Below are 19,477 nucleotides of genomic sequence, written 5' to 3'. Positions count from 1 at the left end.
CTCTCCTCTCTCTACAGGTCCGCGGGTGAGGCGAAGTGCCCCAGCACGGCGGTGGCGGCGGCGACGGGCGGGGAGACCAGGTGGGTGCGACCGCCCTTGCCCTGGCGTCCCTCGAAGTTGCGGTTGGAGGTCGAGGCCGAGCGCTCGCCCGGGTCGAGCTGGTCGGGGTTCATCCCCAGGCACATCGAGCAGCCGGCGGTACGCCATTCGGCGCCCGCCCCGAGGAAGATCTGATCCAGCCCCTCCTCCTCGGCCTGCATCTTCACCCTCGTAGACGAGGGCACGACCATCATCCGGACGCCGTCGGCGACCGTGCGGCCCCGGAGGACCTCCGCGGCGGCGCGCAGGTCCTCGATGCGACTGTTGGTGCAGGAGCCGAGGAAGACGGTGTCCACCTCAATGTCGCGCAGCGGGGTGCCCGGTGCCAGCCCCATGTACTCCAGGGCGGCTTCGGCGGCGACACGTTCGGTCTCGTCGGTGATGTCGAGCGGGTCGGGCACCGACCCCGACAGCGGCAGCCCCTGGGAGGGGTTGGTGCCCCAGGTGACGAAGGGGGTCAGCGCGGATCCGTCGATCTCCACGACCGTGTCGTATTCGGCCCCCTCGTCGGTGGCCAGGGAGCGCCAGTAGGCGACCGCATCGTCCCAGTCCTGCCCGGTGGGCGCGAAGCGGCGTCCCTTCAGGTAGTCGAAGGTCGTGTCGTCGGGGGCGATCATGCCGGCGCGGGCGCCGGCCTCGATGCTCATGTTGCAGACCGTCAGCCGGCCCTCCATGGACAGGTTGCGGATCGCCTCGCCGCGGTACTCGATGATGTGGCCCTGGGCGCCGCCGGTGCCGATCTTCGCGATGATGGCGAGGATGAGGTCCTTGGCGGTGACTCCCGGCTGCAGCTGGCCGCTGACCTCGATGGCCATCGTCTTGAACGGGCGCAGCGACAGGGTCTGGGTGGCCAGGACGTGCTCGACCTCACTGGTGCCGATGCCCATGCCGATGGAGCCGAAGGCGCCGTGGGTGGAGGTGTGCGAGTCGCCGCAGACGATGGTCATGCCGGGCTGGCTGGCGCCGAGCTGAGGGCCGACGGTGTGGACGATGCCCTGGTCGGCGTCGCCCATGGGGTGCAGTTCCACGCCGAATTCGGCGCAGTTCTTCCGCAGCGTCTCGACCTGGGTGCGGGAGACCTTGTCCTCGATCTCCAGCAGGTTGCCGCTGTGGACGCCGATGGTGGGGACGTTGTGGTCCTCGGTGCCCAGGGTGAGGTCGGGGCGCCGGACGGGGCGTCCCGCCTGGCGCAGGCCGTCGAAGGCCTGGGGGCTGGTCACCTCATGGATGAGGTGGAGGTCGATGTAGATGAGGTCGGGTTCCCCGTTCTCCCCCTTCTTCACGACGTGGTCGTCCCAGACTTTCTGGGCGAGGGTGCGTGGCGTGGTCACCGCCGCCGCGTCCTCCTGCTGCCGGTTCTGCTGTGTCACAGCGTTCACGGGCCTTCTCTCCTCGGTGCTGACAGGGTCGGCCGTGCGCTGCCGCGGGGCCGGGTCGTCATCCCCGGACCTCCGTGACAGTTCCACGGAATGGAATGTATAGTATCAGATTATGGGAAACACCTCCGACGCCCCTGCGCCCGTCACCAGCGGTATCCAGGTGCTCGACCGCGCCTTGCTCATCCTCGGCATCGTGGCCCGGCGCCCGCACAGCCTCTCCGAACTCTGCGAGACCACCGGTCTCCCCCGCGCCACCGCCCACCGTATCGCCGTGGCGCTGGAGAAGCACCGTATGGTCACCCGGCTCGACGACGGTCAGTGGACCGCCGGCCCCGCCCTCGCCGAGCTCGCCCCGAAGTCCTCGGCCCGGCTCGACGAGGCCGCCGAGTTCGTGCTGCCCAACCTGGTCAAGCGCACCGGCGAATCCGTCCAGCTCTACAAGCTCTCCGGCAATGAGCGGATCTGCGTGGCGACCGCCGAACCGCCGCTGGGTCTGCGGGACACGGTCCCGGTCGGTTCCCGGATGACGCTCACCGCCGGGTCCGCGGCCAAGGTGCTCGTCGCCTATGCCCCGCCGGCGTTCCAGGCCTCGGTCCTGGAGCACTCGGTGTATTCCGCCGCGGACCTGGAGAAGGTCCGCATGGCCCGGGTCGCGGAATCGATCGGCGAGCGCGAACCGGTGCTGGCCAGCGCCTCAGTCCCGGTGCGGGACGCCACGGGGGTCATCGCAGCACTGTCGATCTCCGGCCCGGTCGACCGGATGGGCCCCTCCCCCGCCGCTCTGCACCGGGAAGCGCTGCAGGACGCCGCCGCGGAGCTGGAGGCCCACCTGCGGTAGCTGTGGCGCCCGCGCAGCTGCGTCCGGGTGGCACGCCGACGGCCGCTGCCGGCGCCACATCGCGGACCCTGGCAACCCCAGCTGACCTTGGTCGGCCCCCTGCCTGCCCCTGCCTGACCCTGCCTGCCCCTGCCTGACCCTGCCCGCGGGACAGCCCTTCCGGGTGTCCGTCGACAGGGTGGTTTTCCTCCGCCGGGCCACCCTGTCGACGCACACCCGGAGCCAGTTGACCCGGTTCCACCGTTTCCGGGGGACCGAATCGCCCGAACCGGGTCAGCTCGGTACACCGACGGCATGGGGCGGACGACGACCGCACCCACGCACCCCCGGCGCCGCATCACCGGCCCCGCCAGACACATGCGGAAACCCCGCACCTGATCATTCAGGTGCGGGGTTTCCTTCTGGTACTCCGTACGGGATTTGAACCCGTGTTACCGGCGTGAGAGGCCAGCGTCCTAGGCCGCTAGACGAACGGAGCATGTTCCACCCAACCCGGCCGGAGCCGCGCTGTGCAACGGGGAGAAGTGTATACGAGCCGCACGGACCCACCTAATCGCCTGGTAGCGCGTCGTCCACAGCCAGACCGCGTACCCTGTCGCCATGACCGCCGACACCACCGGATCCACCGGCACAACCGACACCACCGGGTCAGCCGACCTCCGCGCCCGCCGGCTCATCGCCCAGCTCCTCGCCCCCGCCGCAGCCCGCCCCACCCCCACCGACCTGGCCGGGGCGGCGTCCTGGATGACCGCCGTCCAGGACCAGAACGCCGCCGCCGGACGGGACGCCCTCGCCCTGCGCCTCGGCACCGACGTGTACGCCGACCCCGGCACCGTCTCCCCCGCCGACCTCGCCGCCGCCGGTATCGTCCGCAGCTGGTCACAGCGCGGCACACACCACCTGCTGCCGGCCCGCGACGTCCGGTGGATCACCCGGCTGTGCAGCCCGCGGGTCCAGCGCGCCTCCGCGCAGCGCCGCGGCCGGGTCGGGCTCACCGACGACGACGTCGACCGCTGCCGGGAGGCGCTGCTCACCGCCCTCGCCGCCCTCCCGGCCGGCGCCACGCTCACCCGCACACAGTGCTACGACGTCTTCCGCACCGCCGGGGTGGACCCCGACGGCGGACGCGGGCCGCACCTGCTCCGCCACTTCGGCGGGGAGGGCGACATCATCCAGGGCGCCCCCGCCGACGGGGACACGTTCGTGCTGCACGATGCCGTGGTCACCGACCCGGTGGAGCTCACCGGACAGGACGCCCTGCGCGAACTCGGCGTCCGCTACTTCCACTCCCGGGGCCCGGCGACCACAGCCGATTTCGCGTGGTGGGCCGGGCTGACGCGCACCGACGCAAAACAGGCCGCCGTCCTCGCGCTCGCCACCGGCACGGTGATCGCCCGTACCGCCGACGACGGCCGCACCCTGTACCTCGCCGACTGGCAGGCCGACGTGACGCCCGGTGAACTCGCCGCCGCGGTCTCCCCTGACGCCCCGCCGCTGCGCCTGCCCGGGTTCGACGAATACCTGCTGGCCTACGCCGACCGCTCCGACATCGTCAGTCCGGCGGTTTTCGCCGAGGTGGCGACGAAGAACGGTATCTTCCGGCCCGTCACCGTCCACGCCGGGACGGTCACCGGTCGGTGGTGAGGATCCTCGACTGTTCCTCGGCCAGCGCCAGCAGGTCGTCCCCGCTGAGGTAGCGGCGGTCGAACTCGTACCAGTCGTCGACGCTCATCCGCCACTGCCCGTCGACGCGCTCCGGGTAGGCCCGCCGCACCCAGCGGATCTTGCGGGCCTCCTCCCCGGTCGACGGGTCGATGCGGGTGTAGTGGATCACCACGCAGTTGTGCAGCTTCATCGCCGGGTCTTTGTCGTAGCGCAGGAACTCCTCGTCGCTCCAGCGCTCCAGCACCAGCCGGGTCGCCCAGATGAACTCACCGTGGGTGGCGACGAGCACGTCCTGGTCCGCGCTCTCCCGGTGCAGGGTGGACAGCAGGTTCCGGACGCGGTTCTCCGCGACATTGGCGACCGACTCCCCCGCCGGTGGCGCCCAGTACAGCGGGTCATTGTGCTTCAGCATCGCATTGTGGGCGTACTGCTCCTCGAAGACTTTCCTGGGCAGCGGCGAGATCTCACCCCACGAGCGTTCCCGCACCACCCGGTTCTCCTCCCACCGCGCACCGGGGATGCCGAGGTTCGCGGCGGTTTCCCGGGTGCGGATGTACGGGGAGGTGATGCAGCGGTCGAAGGACGGCACATGGGTCCGGATCCATGCCCCGGCGGTCCGCGCCTGGGCCACGCCGGTCTCCGTCAACCGCCACGAGCGGTCGGGGACGAGCATGGCTTCCTCGGTGTAGAGCGCCTGGTCCCCGTGCTTGTCGTGGGTCTGGATCACATTGGCCTCACTCTGGCCGTGCCGGACGAGGATGAGGTTCTTCGGCATCATGCTGCCCAGCGTAGCCACCCGGGCATGCGGAGGGTGACGGCGGTGAACAGAAGATACTGCACTGCCCAGCACCGTTGTCGTCGGCCGGGCGGTGACAGGGAGTGCAGTATCGGGGCCACACGCCGGACGAGGTCCGGGGCCCCCGCTGTCCGCGCATGCGACGAGCCCCGCACCGGAAGATCGGTGCGGGGCCTTGTCCCTGTTGTACTCCGCACGGGATTTGAACCCGTGTTACCGGCGTGAGAGGCCAGCGTCCTAGGCCGCTAGACGAGCGGAGCATGAAAAACTTTCCAGCTTTTCAGCTGGCCTACCAGGACTCGAACCTAGAATGGCGGTACCAGAAACCGCTGTGTTGCCAATTACACCATAGGCCAATCAAACTGCACGTCAGAAGACATGCATGGTACTCCGTACGGGATTTGAACCCGTGTTACCGGCGTGAGAGGCCAGCGTCCTAGGCCGCTAGACGAACGGAGCATGAAAAACTTTCCAGCTTTTCAGCTGGCCTACCAGGACTCGAACCTAGAATGGCGGTACCAGAAACCGCTGTGTTGCCAATTACACCATAGGCCAATCATTACGACGGTGAGGGGAGCCTCCGAAAACCGGTGCCCCCTGCCGTGCAACGGGGACTACTATAGGCCCGCGCCGCTCAGCGGCGCAAACCCGCAGGTAGGCAGTGCCCTGTCACTGCTCCGCTACTGCTCCGGCGCGACGAACGGGGTGACCGCACGGGCCGCACGCAGCCGCGCAAGCGTCGACTCACGGCCCAGCAGCTCCATCGACTCGAACAGCGGCGGGGAGACCATCTCACCGGAGACGGCGACGCGCAGCGCACCGTAGGCCTTCCGCGGCTTCAGCTCCATCGACCCGATGAGCCGGCCGGACAGCTTCTCCTCGATCGTGGCGGTGACCCACTCGTCCTCCCCGAGCGCCTCGAGCTCCTCGAGGGCGGCGTCGAGAACCGCGACGGCGTCCTCCTTGAGGTTCTTCTTCGCCGCCTTCGGGTTGAGCTCCAGGTCGGCGTCCGCGGTGATGAGGAAGCGCAGCAGCCCGTCCGCGTCGCCGAGGACCTTGATGCGGGTCTGCACCAGGTCGGCGGCGACCGCGAACTTGTCGGCCGGGTAGTCCGCCGGGAAGTCCCTGTACTCCTCCAGGTAGGTCCGCAGCCGGGTCGCGAAGTCCGCCGGGTCCAGCAGCCGGATGTGGTCGGCGTTGATCGCCTCCAGCTTCTTCTGGTCGAAGCGGGCCGGGTTCGGCTTCACGTCGGCGATGTCGAAGTTGGCGACGAGCTCGTCGACGCTGAAGATGTCCTGGTCCGCGGACAGGGACCAGCCCAGCAGCGACAGGTAGTTGATCATGCCCTCGGGGATGATGCCGGCGTCCCGGTGGTTGAACAGGTTGGACTCCGGGTCACGCTTGGACAGCTTCTTGTTGCCCTCGCCCATGACGAACGGCAGGTGGCCGAACTCCGGGGTGAACTCGGCGACACCGATGCGCTGCAGCGCCTCGTACAGCGCCAGCTGACGCGGGGTGGACGGCAGCAGGTCCTCGCCGCGCAGTACGTGGGTGATCTTCATCATCGCGTCGTCCACCGGGTTGACCAGGGTGTACAGCGGGGCACCGTTGGAGCGGGCCACGACGAAGTCCGGCAGGGTGGAGCCCTCCACGCTGACCTCGCCGCGGACCAGGTCGTTCCAGGTCCAGGTGCGTGCCGGCATCCGCAGCCGCCACACCGGCTTACGGCCCTCGGCCTCGAACGCGGCGATCTGCTCGTCGGTGAGGTCGCGGTCGTAGTTGTCGTAGCCGAGCTTCGGGTCCTCCCCGGCGGCCTTGTGGCGCTCCTCGACCTCCTCGGCGGTGGAGTAGGCGGGGTAGACCTCCCCGGCGTCCTTGAGCTTCTGCAGGACATCGGCGTAGATGTCCATGCGCTGCGACTGGCGGTACGGGCCGTAGGGGCCGCCGACCGGGTCGATGCCCTCGTCCCAGCTCAGGCCGAGCCAGTTCAGCGAGTCGACGATGGCCTGGTAGGACTCCTCCGAGTCCCGGGCGGCGTCGGTGTCCTCGATACGGAAGACGAGCGTGCCACCGGTGTGGCGGGCCCAGGCCCAGTTGAACAGTGCGGTACGGACCATGCCGACGTGCGGGGTCCCGGTCGGCGACGGACAGAATCGGACGCGAATGTCACTCATAACCCCTATTTCACCACACCCACTCCCCCGCGACATCGCCGGTGTAACCGGCCGCATGCAGGCCCGCCACCCACTCGCCCACCGGCAGGTGTCCGGTGCCCGGGGCGCCGCGGCCCGGGTCGTCGGCGATCTGGACGTGGGACGGCAGCTGGCGGGACGCCGTGATGCGCTCCAGCCAGGTCCCGATCCCCGCCGTACCCTCGGTCCCGGCGAGGTGCCAGAAGTCCACGAGCAGCCCGGTTCCGGCCGTGGAGAACAGCACGTCGTAGACGTCGTCGAAGGTCTGCAGCGGATAGTCCGCCGGCCCCTCCCCCGGGCTGCGGCTCGGTTCGAGGAGCACGGTGCCGAGTCCGCGGCCGGTCACCGAGTCTGCCACCCGGGCGATCCGGTCACGTTGGGCGGTGGTGATTGTCCGCCCGCCCCGGCCGACCAGCAGGTTGAACCTGTCGGCACCGGTTTTGCCGGCGAGGCGGGCGTGTGCGTCCAGATGGCGGGCGCTGAGATCCTCGACGTCGAGGACGCCCCGCTCGCCGCCGGCGGTGTCCCCGCCCCAGAAGTTCAGGGCGACGAGGGTGAGTCCGCGCCGTTTCAGTTCCCCGACGAGCTCGTCGACCTGGTCGTCGGTCGGCTCCGGGGTGGTCCACGGCCACCACAGTTCGATGCGGTCGAGTCCGAGCTGCCGTGCGCGGCCGAGGTCGGGGTCACCGGCCGGGCGGCCGATCGAGCAGTTGACGGCGGTGCAGAGCCGGTCGGGGTCGGGGCGGTCCCAGTCGGAGGTCATGGGCACCAGTATGGCGGGTCCGGCGGGTCATGTGTGACGGGTCCGCCCCCCGGTCGACCACCCGGCAGCACGGATGTCCGCATCGCGCGACGTGGGGATGGTCCGGGTGGGGTCCGACCATCCTCCCGTCGCGCGATGCGCGCATCGGGGCCACCTCACCGGCCGCCACACTCTACGATCGACCCCATGAGCACCCCGGACCCGTCATCCGCCGCCACTGACCACATCACCGATCCCGGCACCCCGACAACGAGAGTCGCGGTCGTCACCGGCGCCGCCGGAGGTCTGGGCCGCGCCTTCTGCGCCGCGCTCACCGACGCCGGGTGGACCGTCGTCGGCTGGGGGCGGACCGCGGCCACCCTCGCCGAGCTCACGGCGTCCGGCACCGCCGACCACACCACGGTCTGCGATGTCACCGACGAATCCTCGGTCGCCGCGGCCCTCGCCGAGGTGACCGGCCGCTACGGTCGTCTCGACCTGCTCGTCAACAACGCCGGCACGCCCGGCCCCACCGGCCGGCTCGACACGGTGGACCCCGTCGCATTCGAGGCCACGCTGCGCACCAACACGCTCGGCACGTTCCTGTGCACCCGAGCCGTCTTCGCCTGGATGGCCGGCCACGGTGGCGGCCGGATCATCAACAACGGGTCGATCGCCGCCCACGCCCCGCGGGCGCAGGCCGCGGCCTATGCCGCCTCCAAGGCGGCGGTGGCCTCCCTGACGGTCTCGACGGCCCTGGACGGGCGGGACTGCGGGATCACGGCCACCGAGCTGGACATCGGCAATGCCCGGACGGACCTGCTCGGCACCTTCACCGGCGCCGAACCGATGTTCAGTGCCGACGATGCCGCACGTCTGCTGACCACCGTCGCCGAACTGCCGGCGGGTGTCAGTGTGGACGCGGTGACCGTGACCGCCGCCGGAATGCCGTACCTCGGCCGGGGCTGAGTACGGTGGACCTGTGAGCTATGACGACCGTCCGGCGACGGCCCCCGACTTTCTCCTGTCCCGCCCGTCGGGGAGCATCCGTACCCAGGGGATGAAGGCGTCCTACCCGGACCCCTTCGAGGCGGCGACCGCGCTGCGCAACGGTGAGGTGCGTCTGGTCGTCGGCGCGGTACCGTTCGACACGGCCAACCGGGCCGCCCTCATGGCCCCCGAGTCGGTCATCCGGGACGAGGGCCCGCTGGAGCCGCCCGCGCACTACCGGGGGCAGGACGCCGCCGACCTCATGGAGGTCGTCGGAGTCTCCCCGTTGACGACGCCGGAGGAGCATCAGGCGACCGTCGAGTCGGCGATCGCGACGATGCAGAACACGGTGCTGGACAAGGTCGTGCTGGCCCGGGCGGTGGACGTGGAGTACGCCGACGAGGTCGATCCGCTGCTCATCGCGGCGCGGATGATCGACCTGTCCGCCCACCGGGAGGGCTTCGCGGTCGATCTGGGGGCGACGGGCCGGTCCGATGACCGGGACACGATGTTCGTCGGCTCGTCCCCCGAGATGCTGGTGCGCCGGCGCGGCCGGACCGTCGAGGCGCTGCCGTTGGCGGGGTCGGCGGCCCGGCAGTCCGATCTGGAGAAGGACATGGCCACCGGCCGGGCCCTGCAGGATTCGGTCAAGGACCTCAGCGAGCACCGGTGGGTCACCGACCACTACCGGCGGATCCTCAGTGCGGTGTGCGACGAGCTCAGTGTGCCGGACTCCCCCGAGCTGGTGCAGACCAACGAGATGTGGCACCTGGCCACCCACATCACCGGCACGCTGACGGTCGGTGCGGACGGTACCGCGCCCTCTGCGCTGGATCTCGCGCTGATGCTGCACCCGACTCCGGCGGTCGGCGGGACGCCGACGGATGCCGCGCTGGGCATCATCGAGGAGGTGGAGGAGCCGCGGGACTTCTACGCGGGTTTCGTCGGCTGGTGCGATTCCGACGGCGACGGCGAGTACATGGTCTCGATCCGCTGCGCGGAGGTCGCCGGGACGATCGCCCGCTGCTGGGCGGGCGGCGGGATCATCGCGAGTTCCTCGGCGGCGGCGGAGACCACGGAGACGACGGCGAAGCTGCAGACGGCACTGCGGGCGCTGAATGTCCCGTTGGCGATGCGGACCGTCTGATTTCCCTGAGATCGTGGCGAGTTCACAGCGCCGGACATTTAATGGATACTGATGTGACGCTTATCTTAATATCCTTGTAGAAGTGTTTCCGGTCCCGTCGGGCAGACATGCAGCAGGTCTCGTTCCCCCCGGCCGGACCGCACCGTCCGAGGTCAGAGACGGTGACGGGCTGACCGGCGGATACACCCGCGGTACCCGTAGTCGACGTTCCGGACGGGCGGCGAAGATCATGGTCGGTGCATCTCCATGCGCTCCGGCAACGGGGCCGGCGACCACTGAAGGTTCCGCGGCTCCGGTGAGCCGCCGGGGCATTCTGACCTGAAAAGGAAGTACCCGATGAAGATCAAGAAGAGCCTGCTCGCCGTCGCCACCGTCGGCGCCGTCACCTTCGCCGGCGCCGGTGTCGCCAACGCCGAGGGTTCCAGCGAGGGCGGCCAGGGCGGCGGCGACATCCTGTCGAGCCTGACGGACCAGGACGGAATCCTCGGTTCGTTCGTCGGCGACGACGAATTCGACACGATTTCCCACATCACCACGGTCATCGGTCTGATCACCGCGGGCATCGGTCTGGGCAACGCCCTGGACATCAAGCTGCCGGAGCTGCCGTTCTGAGCGGACGCCACTGAGCGGCGCTGAGTGGCCGGGGCAGCCACACACATCCGCCCCGGCCCACAGCCAGGTGCACCGGTGCGCGCACGGCACAGGGAACCGGGCCCGTCATGTCATGAGGGACATGTGACGGGCCCGGTTTCCTGTCTCGACCGGCGGGGTCGGTGCCGGCTGGTGCCGGCTGGTGCCGGCTGGTACCAACCGGTACCGGCCGGTACCGGCCGGTACTAGTAGCGCTCGACCGGGTTGACCAGGTGGCCGATGCCGGGGATCTCGACGTCGATCGAGTCGCCGGGGACCATCTCGGCGGTGCCCGCGGGGGAACCGGTGCAGATGACGTCGCCGGGCAGCAGGGTGAAGGCGGAGGAGATCCACTCGACGATCTCCGGGACTGCCTTGATCATCTGGTTGGAGTTCGAGTCCTGCTTGGTCTCGGTCACCCCGTCGTGGGTGAGGTGCGCCTTGATCGGCAGGTTGTCGAGCTCGGCGAAGTCGAGGTCGGTCTCGATCCAGGGGCCGAGCGGGCAGAAGCTGTCCAGGCCCTTGGCCCGCGCCCACTGGCCGTCGGAGAACTGCAGGTCGCGCGACGAGACGTCGTTGACGATGGTGAAGCCGCGGACGACGGACTTCCAGTCCTCCCGCTTGACGTCCTTGCAGGGCCGGCCGATGACGATGGCGAGCTCGCCCTCGAACTCGACACGGGTGGCCCACTCCGGGATCCGGATCGGGGCACCCGGGCCGACGACGGCTGTCGGCGGCTTGATGAAGATCGTCGGCGGCAGGTGCTCGGCGGACTTGCTGAACACCTCCTTGACGTGGTCGGCGTAGTTGCGTCCGACCGCGACGACCTTGGAGGGCAGGATCGGGGACAGCAGACGGACGTCGGCCAGGGGCCAGGTGCGGCCGGTGTACTCCGGCTCGCCGAAGGGGTGGCCCTTGATCTCGCAGCAGGTGGCACCGGCACCGTCCGCCTCGCCGCCCTCCACGACGACGAAGGACATCCCTTCCGGGTGGGCAATTCTGGAGATTCGCATGGTGCCCCACATTACAGAGGGCACCCTGTGCCCGCGGGCATCACCCCTCGACATAGCAGCGTTCGCTGCGTGACCAAAACCATCACCCCCGTCGTCGCAGCGTACAGCTCCGGCCCCTCACCCCTGTCAGGTCCGCAGCTCCCCCAGCGTCCGGTACTCGCGGCGTCCCGGCTCCGGTTCGGTGAGTGCGAGATAGAGTTCCGCGCACGCCTGGGCGTCGGTCACCGCGCGGTGACTGCGGTAGTCGGGCAGCCCGTAGCGGGACCGTACCCGCGGCAGCCGGAGATCCTCGCCGCGCGGCAGGGTGGCCATCCGCTCCATGTGGCGGCGTTCGAGTTCGAGGGTGTCGACGGTCGGCACCTCGAGGCGCGCCCCGAACGCCCGACGGCAGGCCACCGACAGGAACCCGGTCTCGATGTCGGCGAAGTGCGCGAGCAGCGCCCGGCCGGACAGTGCCGTGAGCAGTTCACCCAGCGCCTCCTCGACGGGCACGCCGCCGGCCAGGGCGTCGTCGGTCAGGCCGTGGAGCGTGGCGGACTGCCCCACCCCGGCCGGTCCGGTCTGTCCGGTGAGGACGAGTTCCCGGGCGCCGGCGAGGGTGATGTGCCGCCCGTCGACGGGGACCCACCCGATGGAGAGCAGCCGGTCGCGCCGCGGGTCCAGGCCGGTGGTCTCGACGTCGACGGCGAGCAGCGGCAGGTCCGCCAGCCCGGTCTCCGGGTCGGGCGCGGGCGTCCGGTAGAAATTCCCGAGTGCGCCGGTGGCCTTCGCCGCGGCGGTGGCGCGGCGGTCTCTGCCCCATCTCATCGGCCCCACCTCGTCCGTCCCCACTTCATGTCGCACGCACCGGGTAGGCGACGGCGAGGCCGGACTGGGCGGACTTGACGATCCCGAAGGCGTCCCGCAGGTTCTCCCGGTCCATCTTCCCGAGAGTGTCGGGGTCGATGTGGTAGTCGGGGGTCTCCCCGCGGCGCAGCCGGGCGGCCTGGTGGCGCAGCGTGACGGCGGTGAGGGCGTCGAAGGCGTCGGTGAGGTCGCGGGCACCCTGCCCGGACAGGACGCCGGCCTCGGCCGCCGCGGCCAGCCGGGCCCGGGTGCCGACGACTGTGGAGCCGGCGACAAGGGAGTAGAGCCGGGCGATCTGGACGATCGCCGCGGTCCCGCCGGCCTTGATGTGCAGGGTGTGGGCGTAGGCGCCGCCACGGTCGACGGCGAGTCCGCGGAACACGCCGAGGGGCGGTTCGCGGCGTGCGGCGATGGCGGCGAGCTGGGCGTGGAGGCGCGGGGCGTCCTTTGCGACCGCCACGGCGTAGCGGTGCACCCCGTGGTCGCCGTCGACGAGGTCGCGGACGCCGTGGATGACGCGCATGTCGAAGAAGGTCTGGGCGTGGAGCAGGGCGTCCGGGTCGGGAGCGGTGACCCAGGTGTGGAAGGTCTCCCGCCACTGGGACTCGGTCATCCGCCACGCCGGGTTGGAGGCCATCATGTCCCCGGGGCAGTGAACCTGGCCGGCGGCATGCAGTCCGTCGCACACCCGCTGTGACAGCGCGGCGAAGTAGGCGCCGTGGGCGTCCGCGTCGTAGCTGTCGTCGAGGACGAGGGCGTTGTCCTGGTCGGAGGCGAAACCGACGGCGCGGCGCCCCTGGGACCCGACGACGACGAAGGCGTAGGGCACCGGCGGGGCGCCGAGTTCCTCCTCGGCGAGGGTGAGCAGCCGGCGGGCGAGCGCGTCGAGTCCGACGGTCAGCAGGCCGGCGATCTCGTCGGGCGAGGCGCCGCGCTCGATGAATCCGGACGCCATTTCGGCGGTGTCGTCGACGATCCGGCGCAGCTGTGCGGGGTCGGTGGCCCGGGCGAGGTCGGCGGCGAGGTAGATGGGGTCGGTCCGCAGCCGGCGCATCACGTCGGCGGCGGCGAGGACGGCGATGACCTGCCCGTCCTCGGCGACGACCGGCAGGTGGTGGATGCCCAGGTCACTCATCTGCAGCATGGCCTCGAAGACGGTCGCGTCGGGGTCGGCGGCGACCGGGTCGGCGGTCATCACCTCCCCGACCCCGGTGGTGCCGGGCAGCTCGGCGGCGACGACCCGGCTGCGCAGGTCACGGTCGGTGAGGATGCCGGCGAGCCGGCCGTCGTCGGTGACCGGCAGGCAGGAGACCCCCTCGGCGACCATCAGCCGGGCCGCGGCGGCGACGGTGGCGTCCGCCCCGGTGGTGACGGCGGTCCGCAGGACGCCTTCGGGGGCGTCCGGCAGCAGGTCGGCGACCCGGATCCGCAGGATGTCGGCGCCGGCGCGCTGCCGCAGCCGGTCGGCGTCCGCCCGGATCCGTACCGACAGGCCGGCGTAGTAGCGGGCGACCTCGGGGCAGCGGTCGACCAGGCCGAGCAGGTCGGCGCCGGGGAGGGTGAGCAGGAGGCTGTCCTCGACGGCGACCATGGTGTAGCGGGCGGTGCCCGGCGGGTTGCCGGGGGCGGGGACGACGGTGGAGTAGCCGACGGAATCGCCGGTCCCCCGCCGGTCGAGCAGGACGCCGTCGGCGTCGAGGACGTCGACGGCCCCGGAGCGTACGACGAACATCTGCGAGCAGGCCGCCCCGGCGGCCATGATCGTCGTGCCGCGGCGGACGTAGCTCACCGTCATGGCCGCGGGCAGGGCGTCGAGTTCGGCGGCGGGCAGGTGGGCGAAGGGTTCGTGGGCGGCGAGGAACCGCCGGACCTCGTCGAGTTCCACGCTCATGCTGTGAGGGTACGTGCGGCGACGAAAGTTCACCCCCGACCCGGGGGTATATACAACAAGTTGCACATAGTGGTGTGAGCTGCGTTACGCTTCACCCATGGCGTTGGAGCACGCGATCATGATCTCCCTGGCGGAACGGCCGGGCACCGGCTACGAGCTGGGCCGGCAGTTCTCGGTCTCACTCGGCCACTTCTGGCCGGCGAGCCGCCAGCAGATCTACCGCACCCTCGCCCGACTGTCCGACGACGGTCTCATCACCTGCCGGGACGTCCCCCAGCAGGGCCGGCCCGACAAGAAGGTCTACTCCCTGGCATCCGCCGGACAGGACGCCCTGGCCGCCTGGATCGCCGAGCCGACGACGGTGACCGCCCTGCGTGACGAACTGGGGGTGAAACTGCGCGGCGCCGAGCACGGTGCCCTCACCGACGTCCTCGCCGACGTCGCCCACCACCGCCGTGCCCACCACGACCGGCTGGCGCTCTACCACGGTTACGCCGACAGCCAGTTCCCCGAGCGGACGACCCTGACCGGCCGCCGGCTCCACCAGTACCTCGTCCTGCGCGGCGGCATCCGTCTCGAGGAGGCCTTCGTCGACTGGTGCGACGAGGTCCTGGACGCGCTCACCCCGGACCCGACCTGCGACCCGACAACTGCGACAACGACGACAACGACGACCCCGACAGCAGAGAAGAGCTGACATGACTGACTCCACCTCCGCCTCCGCCACCTCCCCGTACCCGAGCCTGTTCCGGCCGCTCGACATCGGCGGCATCACGCTGCCCAACCGCTCGGTCATGGGCTCGATGCACACCGGCCTGGAGGACCGCATCAAACATGCCGACGAACTCGGCGAGTTCTACGCCGAGCGCGCCCGCGGCGGCGTGGGCCTGATCATCACCGGCGGCATCGCTCCGATCCGGTCCGGTGACCTCATGGCCATGGGCGGCCGCATGGCGACCCCGCTGTCCGTGTACCACCACCGCAAGGTCACCGACAAGGTCCACGAGGCCGGCGGTCTCATCGCCATGCAGATCCTCCACGCCGGCCGCTACGGGGTGACCCCCTTCAAGGCCGCGCCGGGGTCGGAGCCCTCCCCCATCCACCCGTTCAAGCACATCCGGATGACCGAGTCGATGATCCTGCGGACCATCCGCTCCTTCGGCCGCGCCGCCCGGCTGGCGCGCAAGGCGGGGTACGACGCGGTCGAGATCATGGGTGGCGAGGGCTACCTCATCAACCAGTTCCTGTGCCCCCACACCAATGACCGCACCGACCGGTGGGGCGGGTCCACCGCCAACCGGCAGAGGTTCCTCATCGAGGTCATCGACGAGATCCGCCGCCAGGTGCCGCGGGACTTCCCGGTGATCCTGCGGCAGTCCGTGGCGGACTTCGTCAAGGACGGGCAGACCTTCGACGAGATCGCGCTGCTGGCCCGCCGGGCCGAACGCCACGGGGTGGACGCGATCAACACCGACATCGGCTGGCACGAGGCGCGCGTCCCCACCATCGTCACCTCGGTGCCGCGCGCCGCGTTCGTGAAGTTCACCGAGCGGCTGCGCGACGAGGTCGCCATCCCGCTGATCGCCTCGAACCGCATCAACACCCCGGAGGTCGCCGAGCAGGTCCTCACCGAGCACCGGGTGGACGCGGTCTCCATGGCCCGGCCGTTCCTCGCCGATCCCGCGTTCATGGCCAAGGCCGCGGCGGGGCACTCCGACCGGATCAACACCTGCATCGGCTGCAACCAGGCCTGCCTCGACCACATCTTCGTCGGGAAGAAGGTCTCCTGCCTGGTCAACCCCCGTGCCGGCCGGGAAACCACCCTGACCCTCTCCCCCACCCGCACCGCGAAGAAGGTGGCGGTCATCGGCGCCGGCCCCGCCGGTCTCTCGGCCGCGGTCTCCGCGGCGGAGAAGGGTCACAAGGTCACGCTCTTCGAATCCCGCGACCATGTCGGCGGCCAGTTCGCCATCGCCTCCCGGATCCCCGGCAAGGAGGAGTTCCACGAGTCCATCCGTTACTTCCGGACGCAGCTGCAGGTCCGCGGGGTGGATGTGCGCCTGAACACCCGCGCGAGCGTCGACGACCTCGTCGACGGGGGCTTCGACCACGTCATCCTCGCCACCGGTGTGACCCCCCGCATCCCGCAGATCGACGGGGTGGACCACCCGATGGTCATGACCTACGCCCAGGCGGTGCTCGGCGAGCGGGAGATCGGCCACCGGGTCGCCGTCCTCGGCGCCGGCGGCATCGGCTTCGACGTCTCCGAGTTCCTCACCACCCCGACCGGTGAGGATTCCCCGTCACTGCACCTCAAGGAGTGGGAGCAGGAGTGGGGTGTGACCGAGGACCTGGAGACCCCCGGCTTCCTCACCAGGCCCCGGCCGGAGGCCCCGCTGCGTGAGGTGTACATGGTGCAGCGTAAGTCCTCCCGGCAGGGGAAGTCCCTGGGCAAGACCACCGGGTGGGTCCACCGGGCGGCGGTGAAGGGGAAGAAGGTCGAGCAGATCAGCGGCGCGACCTACGAGAAGATCGACGACGACGGACTGCACCTGGCCTTCTACGAGGAGAAGAAGGACCGGAAGGGCAACGTGGTCTCGAAGGAACTGACCGGCCGACGTGTCATCGAGGTCGACAACATCGTGCTGTGCACCGGTCAGGAGTCCGTGGCGGAACTCGCCGGTCCGCTGACGGCCGCCGGGCTGAGCGTGGACGTCGTCGGCGGTGCCGATCTCGCCGCCGAGCTGGACGCCAAGCGGGCGATCCGGCAGGGTACCGAGGCCGCCGCCGCCATCGCGTGACGGTCACACGTCGGCGGCCGCGAACCGGGTCCCGGGCCGCCGGAGCCGGGTACCCCGATGATCATGGTGGGCCCGGGGACCGGGGTCGCGCCGTTCCGCGGATTCCTGCAGGACCGCGAACACACCGGGGCGTCCTCACCCGCCTGGACCTGGCGTTCTCCCGCGACCAGCCGGAAAAGGTGTACGTCCAGGACCGGATGCGGGAACGCGCCGGGGAACTGTGGTCGTGGCTGCGCCGCGGTGCCCACCTCTATGTCTGCGGCGACGCCGCCCGGATGGCGGCGGACGTGGACGCCACCCTGCGGGGCATCGTCGCCGACCAGGGCGGGCTGGACGCCGCGCAGGCCGACGCGTTCGTCGCCGACCTCGTGTCCTCCCGCCGCTACGTGCGCGACGTGTACTGACCAGCGTTGACCTGTGCTGACCTGCCGTGTGCTGACCCCGTACTGACCCGTGCTGACCTGTGCTGACCTGTGCTGACCCCGACGCTGTCCCCCGCCGCCCGCGGAACGAACCGACAGGTCGATTTTCCTGTCCCCGGACCGCACCTCGGTTCGTGAAACCGACATGCACAGGGGCCGATCGACACCTCGGTTCGTGAAACCGACACCGACCCGACGACCACGTCGCACCGACTACGGGCCTCGCCCGTTCCACACGGCGACGGTCACAACCTCACACCCTCACAACGTCACAACGTCACAACTTCACGGGGAACTACGGTTACACGGCCAGCCGGTAACCGCGCTTGTACACCGTCTCGATGAACCCGGCACCGAGCTTCTCCCGGATCCGGGCGACCGTCACTTCCACCGCATGGTCGGTGGCCTGGCCGTCGGCGAGGCGTCCGACCAGCCCGTCGAGCAGCTCACGGCGGCTCAGCACCGCCCCGGGCCGCCGGGCGAACAGGCGCAGCACGTCGGTGGCGGTGCGGCCGAGCGGGTGGAACGCGCCGTCGAGCAGCACTCCCCCGGTCCGCACGTGCAGTGCGCCGGCGGCGGTCGGGACCGCCGTGTCCTCGCCGGCGAGATGGTTGACCGTCTCGCGGACCATCGCCCCCATCCGGTAGCGGTCCGGCACGACCGGGTCGATACCGTACTGGCGCAGCGGTGCCGCGGAGACGGGTCCGACCGCGGCGGCCATCGTCCGGTCCCGGAACATCTCCAGCACGGCGGGCAGTGTGCCGAGCTGTTCGGCGGTCTCCAGCCAGGCGCGGACGCCCGGCGCGGAGGTGAAGAGCACGGCGTCCACGTCTCCGGCGGCGACGAGTCCGGTGCTGCGCCCGACCAGGGCGGGATCGGCGGGTGGTCCCCAGCGGTACACGGTCAGGCCACGGACCTGCGCCCCGGCGTCCCGGAGGGTGTCCTCCATGTCCGGGTCGCCGGCACCGTGGTGCTGCACGGCGATGCGCCGGCCCGCCACCCCCTCCGCCAGCAGGAATTCGGTGAGTTCGCCGGAGGTCTCGGATTCGGCGACCCAGTCGGTCTCCAACCCGGCCTGCTGGACGGCGCCGCGGGCCTTCGGACCACGGACGAGGATCTGCGCCTGTCCGAGGGCGTCGGTGAGGGCGTCGCCGAGTCCCGCGGATTCCGCGGCGTCGATCCAGCCGCGGAACCCCACCCCGGTGGTCGCGATGACGATGTCCGGCGGGTCCGCGATGAGGTCGCGGGTCCGGTCGATGAGTTCGACGTCGTCGTAGTGCGGGATGACGGTCAACGGCGGGGCGATGGAGGTCTCCGCACCGTGGCGCTGCAGGGCGCCGGCGAGTTCGGTGGATCTCCGGTCGACGGGCAGCAGGACGGCGCATCCCGACAGGGCCTCCGAGAGCTGCCGGACGCCGCGGGCCGCCTGTGTGGCGTGGATGGTGGTCGGTCTGTTCGTCACGGGTCCCAGGGTAGGCGGAGTGTGTGTCCGCTCCGCCACGCCCGGGTCAGCAGCGTGCGTCGGAGTTCTCAGCGCACGCCGGTGGGCGGTGTGAGATTGCGGGGTTCAGTAGTGCAGGATGACGTCCCCGTCGACGGTCTCCACCGGGTAGACCGGGAGATCCCGGCCGTCACCGGCGGTCGACGTGCCGTCGATCAGTGAGAAGGACTGTTTGAGCAGCGGGGACGCCACGGTGGGGTGCCCGTCGTGCTCCCCGACGATGCCACGGCTGATGACGGCGGCACCGGTGTAGGGGTCGGTGTTGGAGACCGCGAGGAACACGGGTTCGTCGGTGTAGTCGCCGTTGGCGGCGTCATCGACGTCGTCGGCGGGGATCCGGAACAGGGCGGCCTGGCTGCCGTCGGGCAGCAGGACGGCGACCCCGAGGTTGTCCTCGAGATCGTCGGCACGGCAGACGGTGAGGTGCCGGGTCGGGGTGGACGCCGGGGTGGGTGTGGAGGCGGCGGTGGAGGTGAGTGTGGAGGTCATGGCGTAAATCCTTCCGGGGTGGGAGGTGGTGCGGTA

General features: G+C 70.5%; 16 protein-coding genes, 5 tRNA genes and 1 pseudogene. 8 read left to right on the top strand and 14 right to left on the bottom strand.

Annotated elements, in window-relative coordinates; all coding sequences use genetic code 11:
- Positions 1–11: 11 nt before the first annotated feature.
- Complete coding sequence (leuC, locus tag FSW06_RS01245) at positions 12–1,478, bottom strand: 3-isopropylmalate dehydratase large subunit (RefSeq protein ID WP_010119077.1); 1,467 nt, start codon at positions 1,476–1,478, stop codon at positions 12–14.
- A 112-nt stretch (positions 1,479–1,590) separates the two neighbouring features.
- Between leuC and FSW06_RS01240 the strand changes: the two genes are divergently transcribed.
- On the top strand, positions 1,591–2,316 hold the full coding sequence (locus FSW06_RS01240; RefSeq protein ID WP_010119078.1) for an IclR family transcriptional regulator: 726 nt from the start codon (positions 1,591–1,593) through the stop codon (positions 2,314–2,316).
- Positions 2,317–2,718: 402 nt separating this feature from the next.
- On the opposite strand, the gene FSW06_RS01235 is transcribed toward FSW06_RS01240, so the two are convergent.
- Positions 2,719–2,794, bottom strand: a tRNA-Glu gene (locus tag FSW06_RS01235).
- Positions 2,795–2,916: 122 nt separating this feature from the next.
- Here FSW06_RS01235 and FSW06_RS01230 point away from each other — a divergent pair.
- Positions 2,917–3,960: a winged helix DNA-binding domain-containing protein gene (locus FSW06_RS01230; protein ID WP_010119080.1), complete on the top strand. Its 1,044-nt coding sequence runs from the start codon at positions 2,917–2,919 to the stop codon at positions 3,958–3,960.
- Here the strand turns inward: FSW06_RS01230 and FSW06_RS01225 are convergent.
- From FSW06_RS01225 to FSW06_RS01195, 7 genes are all read right to left on the bottom strand, one after another.
- The gene (locus tag FSW06_RS01225) at positions 3,944–4,759 is read right to left on the bottom strand and encodes a histidine phosphatase family protein (RefSeq protein WP_010119083.1); all 816 of its coding nucleotides are present in this window, start codon (positions 4,757–4,759) and stop codon (positions 3,944–3,946) included. The genes FSW06_RS01230 and FSW06_RS01225 overlap by 17 nt on opposite strands.
- 205 nt (positions 4,760–4,964) lie before the next feature.
- Positions 4,965–5,037, bottom strand: a tRNA-Glu gene (locus tag FSW06_RS01220).
- A gap of 24 nt (positions 5,038–5,061) precedes the next feature.
- Positions 5,062–5,133, bottom strand: a tRNA-Gln gene (locus FSW06_RS01215).
- A 27-nt stretch (positions 5,134–5,160) separates the two neighbouring features.
- A tRNA-Glu gene (locus tag FSW06_RS01210) sits at positions 5,161–5,236 on the bottom strand.
- A 24-nt stretch (positions 5,237–5,260) separates the two neighbouring features.
- A tRNA-Gln gene (locus FSW06_RS01205) sits at positions 5,261–5,332 on the bottom strand.
- Between the two features lie 125 nt (positions 5,333–5,457).
- On the bottom strand, positions 5,458–6,951 hold the full coding sequence (gene gltX, locus FSW06_RS01200; protein WP_010119086.1) for a glutamate--tRNA ligase: 1,494 nt from the start codon (positions 6,949–6,951) through the stop codon (positions 5,458–5,460).
- A gap of 10 nt (positions 6,952–6,961) precedes the next feature.
- Positions 6,962–7,732 carry a TIM barrel protein gene (locus FSW06_RS01195; RefSeq protein ID WP_010119088.1) on the bottom strand — a complete coding sequence of 257 codons (771 nt, stop codon included), beginning with the start codon at positions 7,730–7,732 and terminating at the stop codon, positions 6,962–6,964.
- A gap of 186 nt (positions 7,733–7,918) precedes the next feature.
- On the opposite strand from FSW06_RS01195, the gene FSW06_RS01190 reads away from it, so the two are divergent.
- The 3 genes from FSW06_RS01190 (at position 7,919) to FSW06_RS01180 (ending at position 10,460) form a co-directional block, all read left to right on the top strand.
- A complete protein-coding gene (locus tag FSW06_RS01190; protein ID WP_010119095.1) occupies positions 7,919–8,680 on the top strand; it encodes an SDR family oxidoreductase in 762 nt (253 codons plus the stop codon).
- Positions 8,681–8,693: 13 nt separating this feature from the next.
- Positions 8,694–9,848: an isochorismate synthase gene (locus FSW06_RS01185; protein ID WP_029448957.1), complete on the top strand. Its 1,155-nt coding sequence runs from the start codon at positions 8,694–8,696 to the stop codon at positions 9,846–9,848.
- A gap of 336 nt (positions 9,849–10,184) precedes the next feature.
- Entirely contained in the window at positions 10,185–10,460 is a 276-nt protein-coding gene (locus FSW06_RS01180) for a hypothetical protein (RefSeq protein WP_010119099.1), read from the top strand.
- Positions 10,461–10,684: 224 nt separating this feature from the next.
- Here FSW06_RS01180 and FSW06_RS01175 read toward each other — a convergent pair whose 3' ends face one another.
- From FSW06_RS01175 to FSW06_RS01165, 3 genes are all read right to left on the bottom strand, one after another.
- On the bottom strand, positions 10,685–11,491 hold the full coding sequence (locus tag FSW06_RS01175; protein WP_010119101.1) for a fumarylacetoacetate hydrolase family protein: 807 nt from the start codon (positions 11,489–11,491) through the stop codon (positions 10,685–10,687).
- A gap of 126 nt (positions 11,492–11,617) precedes the next feature.
- Positions 11,618–12,298, bottom strand: a complete 681-nt coding sequence (locus FSW06_RS01170; protein WP_010119102.1) for an exonuclease domain-containing protein — start codon at positions 12,296–12,298, stop codon at positions 11,618–11,620.
- Between the two features lie 25 nt (positions 12,299–12,323).
- Positions 12,324–14,228, bottom strand: a complete 1,905-nt coding sequence (locus tag FSW06_RS01165) for a DUF294 nucleotidyltransferase-like domain-containing protein (RefSeq protein WP_146881285.1) — start codon at positions 14,226–14,228, stop codon at positions 12,324–12,326.
- Positions 14,229–14,325: 97 nt separating this feature from the next.
- Between FSW06_RS01165 and FSW06_RS01160 the strand changes: the two genes are divergently transcribed.
- From FSW06_RS01160 to FSW06_RS01150, 3 genes and pseudogenes are all read left to right on the top strand, one after another.
- A complete protein-coding gene (locus tag FSW06_RS01160; RefSeq protein ID WP_010119103.1) occupies positions 14,326–14,925 on the top strand; it encodes a PadR family transcriptional regulator in 600 nt (199 codons plus the stop codon).
- A gap of 1 nt (position 14,926) precedes the next feature.
- Positions 14,927–17,029, top strand: a complete 2,103-nt coding sequence (locus FSW06_RS01155) for an NADPH-dependent 2,4-dienoyl-CoA reductase (RefSeq protein ID WP_010119104.1) — start codon at positions 14,927–14,929, stop codon at positions 17,027–17,029.
- Between the two features lie 36 nt (positions 17,030–17,065).
- A pseudogene (locus FSW06_RS01150) lies at positions 17,066–17,433 on the top strand (hypothetical protein); the annotation flags it as partial.
- A gap of 319 nt (positions 17,434–17,752) precedes the next feature.
- Here FSW06_RS01150 and FSW06_RS01145 read toward each other — a convergent pair.
- A complete protein-coding gene (locus FSW06_RS01145) occupies positions 17,753–18,913 on the bottom strand; it encodes a uroporphyrinogen-III synthase (protein WP_010119107.1) in 1,161 nt (386 codons plus the stop codon).
- Between the two features lie 105 nt (positions 18,914–19,018).
- The gene (locus FSW06_RS01140; RefSeq protein WP_010119109.1) at positions 19,019–19,441 is read right to left on the bottom strand and encodes a nitrite reductase (NAD(P)H) small subunit; all 423 of its coding nucleotides are present in this window, start codon (positions 19,439–19,441) and stop codon (positions 19,019–19,021) included.
- Positions 19,442–19,477: the final 36 nt, after the last annotated feature.

The sequence above is a fragment of the Corynebacterium nuruki S6-4 genome, from assembly GCF_007970465.1.
Taxonomy (GTDB): Bacteria; Actinomycetota; Actinomycetes; order Mycobacteriales; family Mycobacteriaceae; genus Corynebacterium; species Corynebacterium nuruki.
This window is presented reverse-complemented; position numbering and strand designations above follow the sequence as displayed.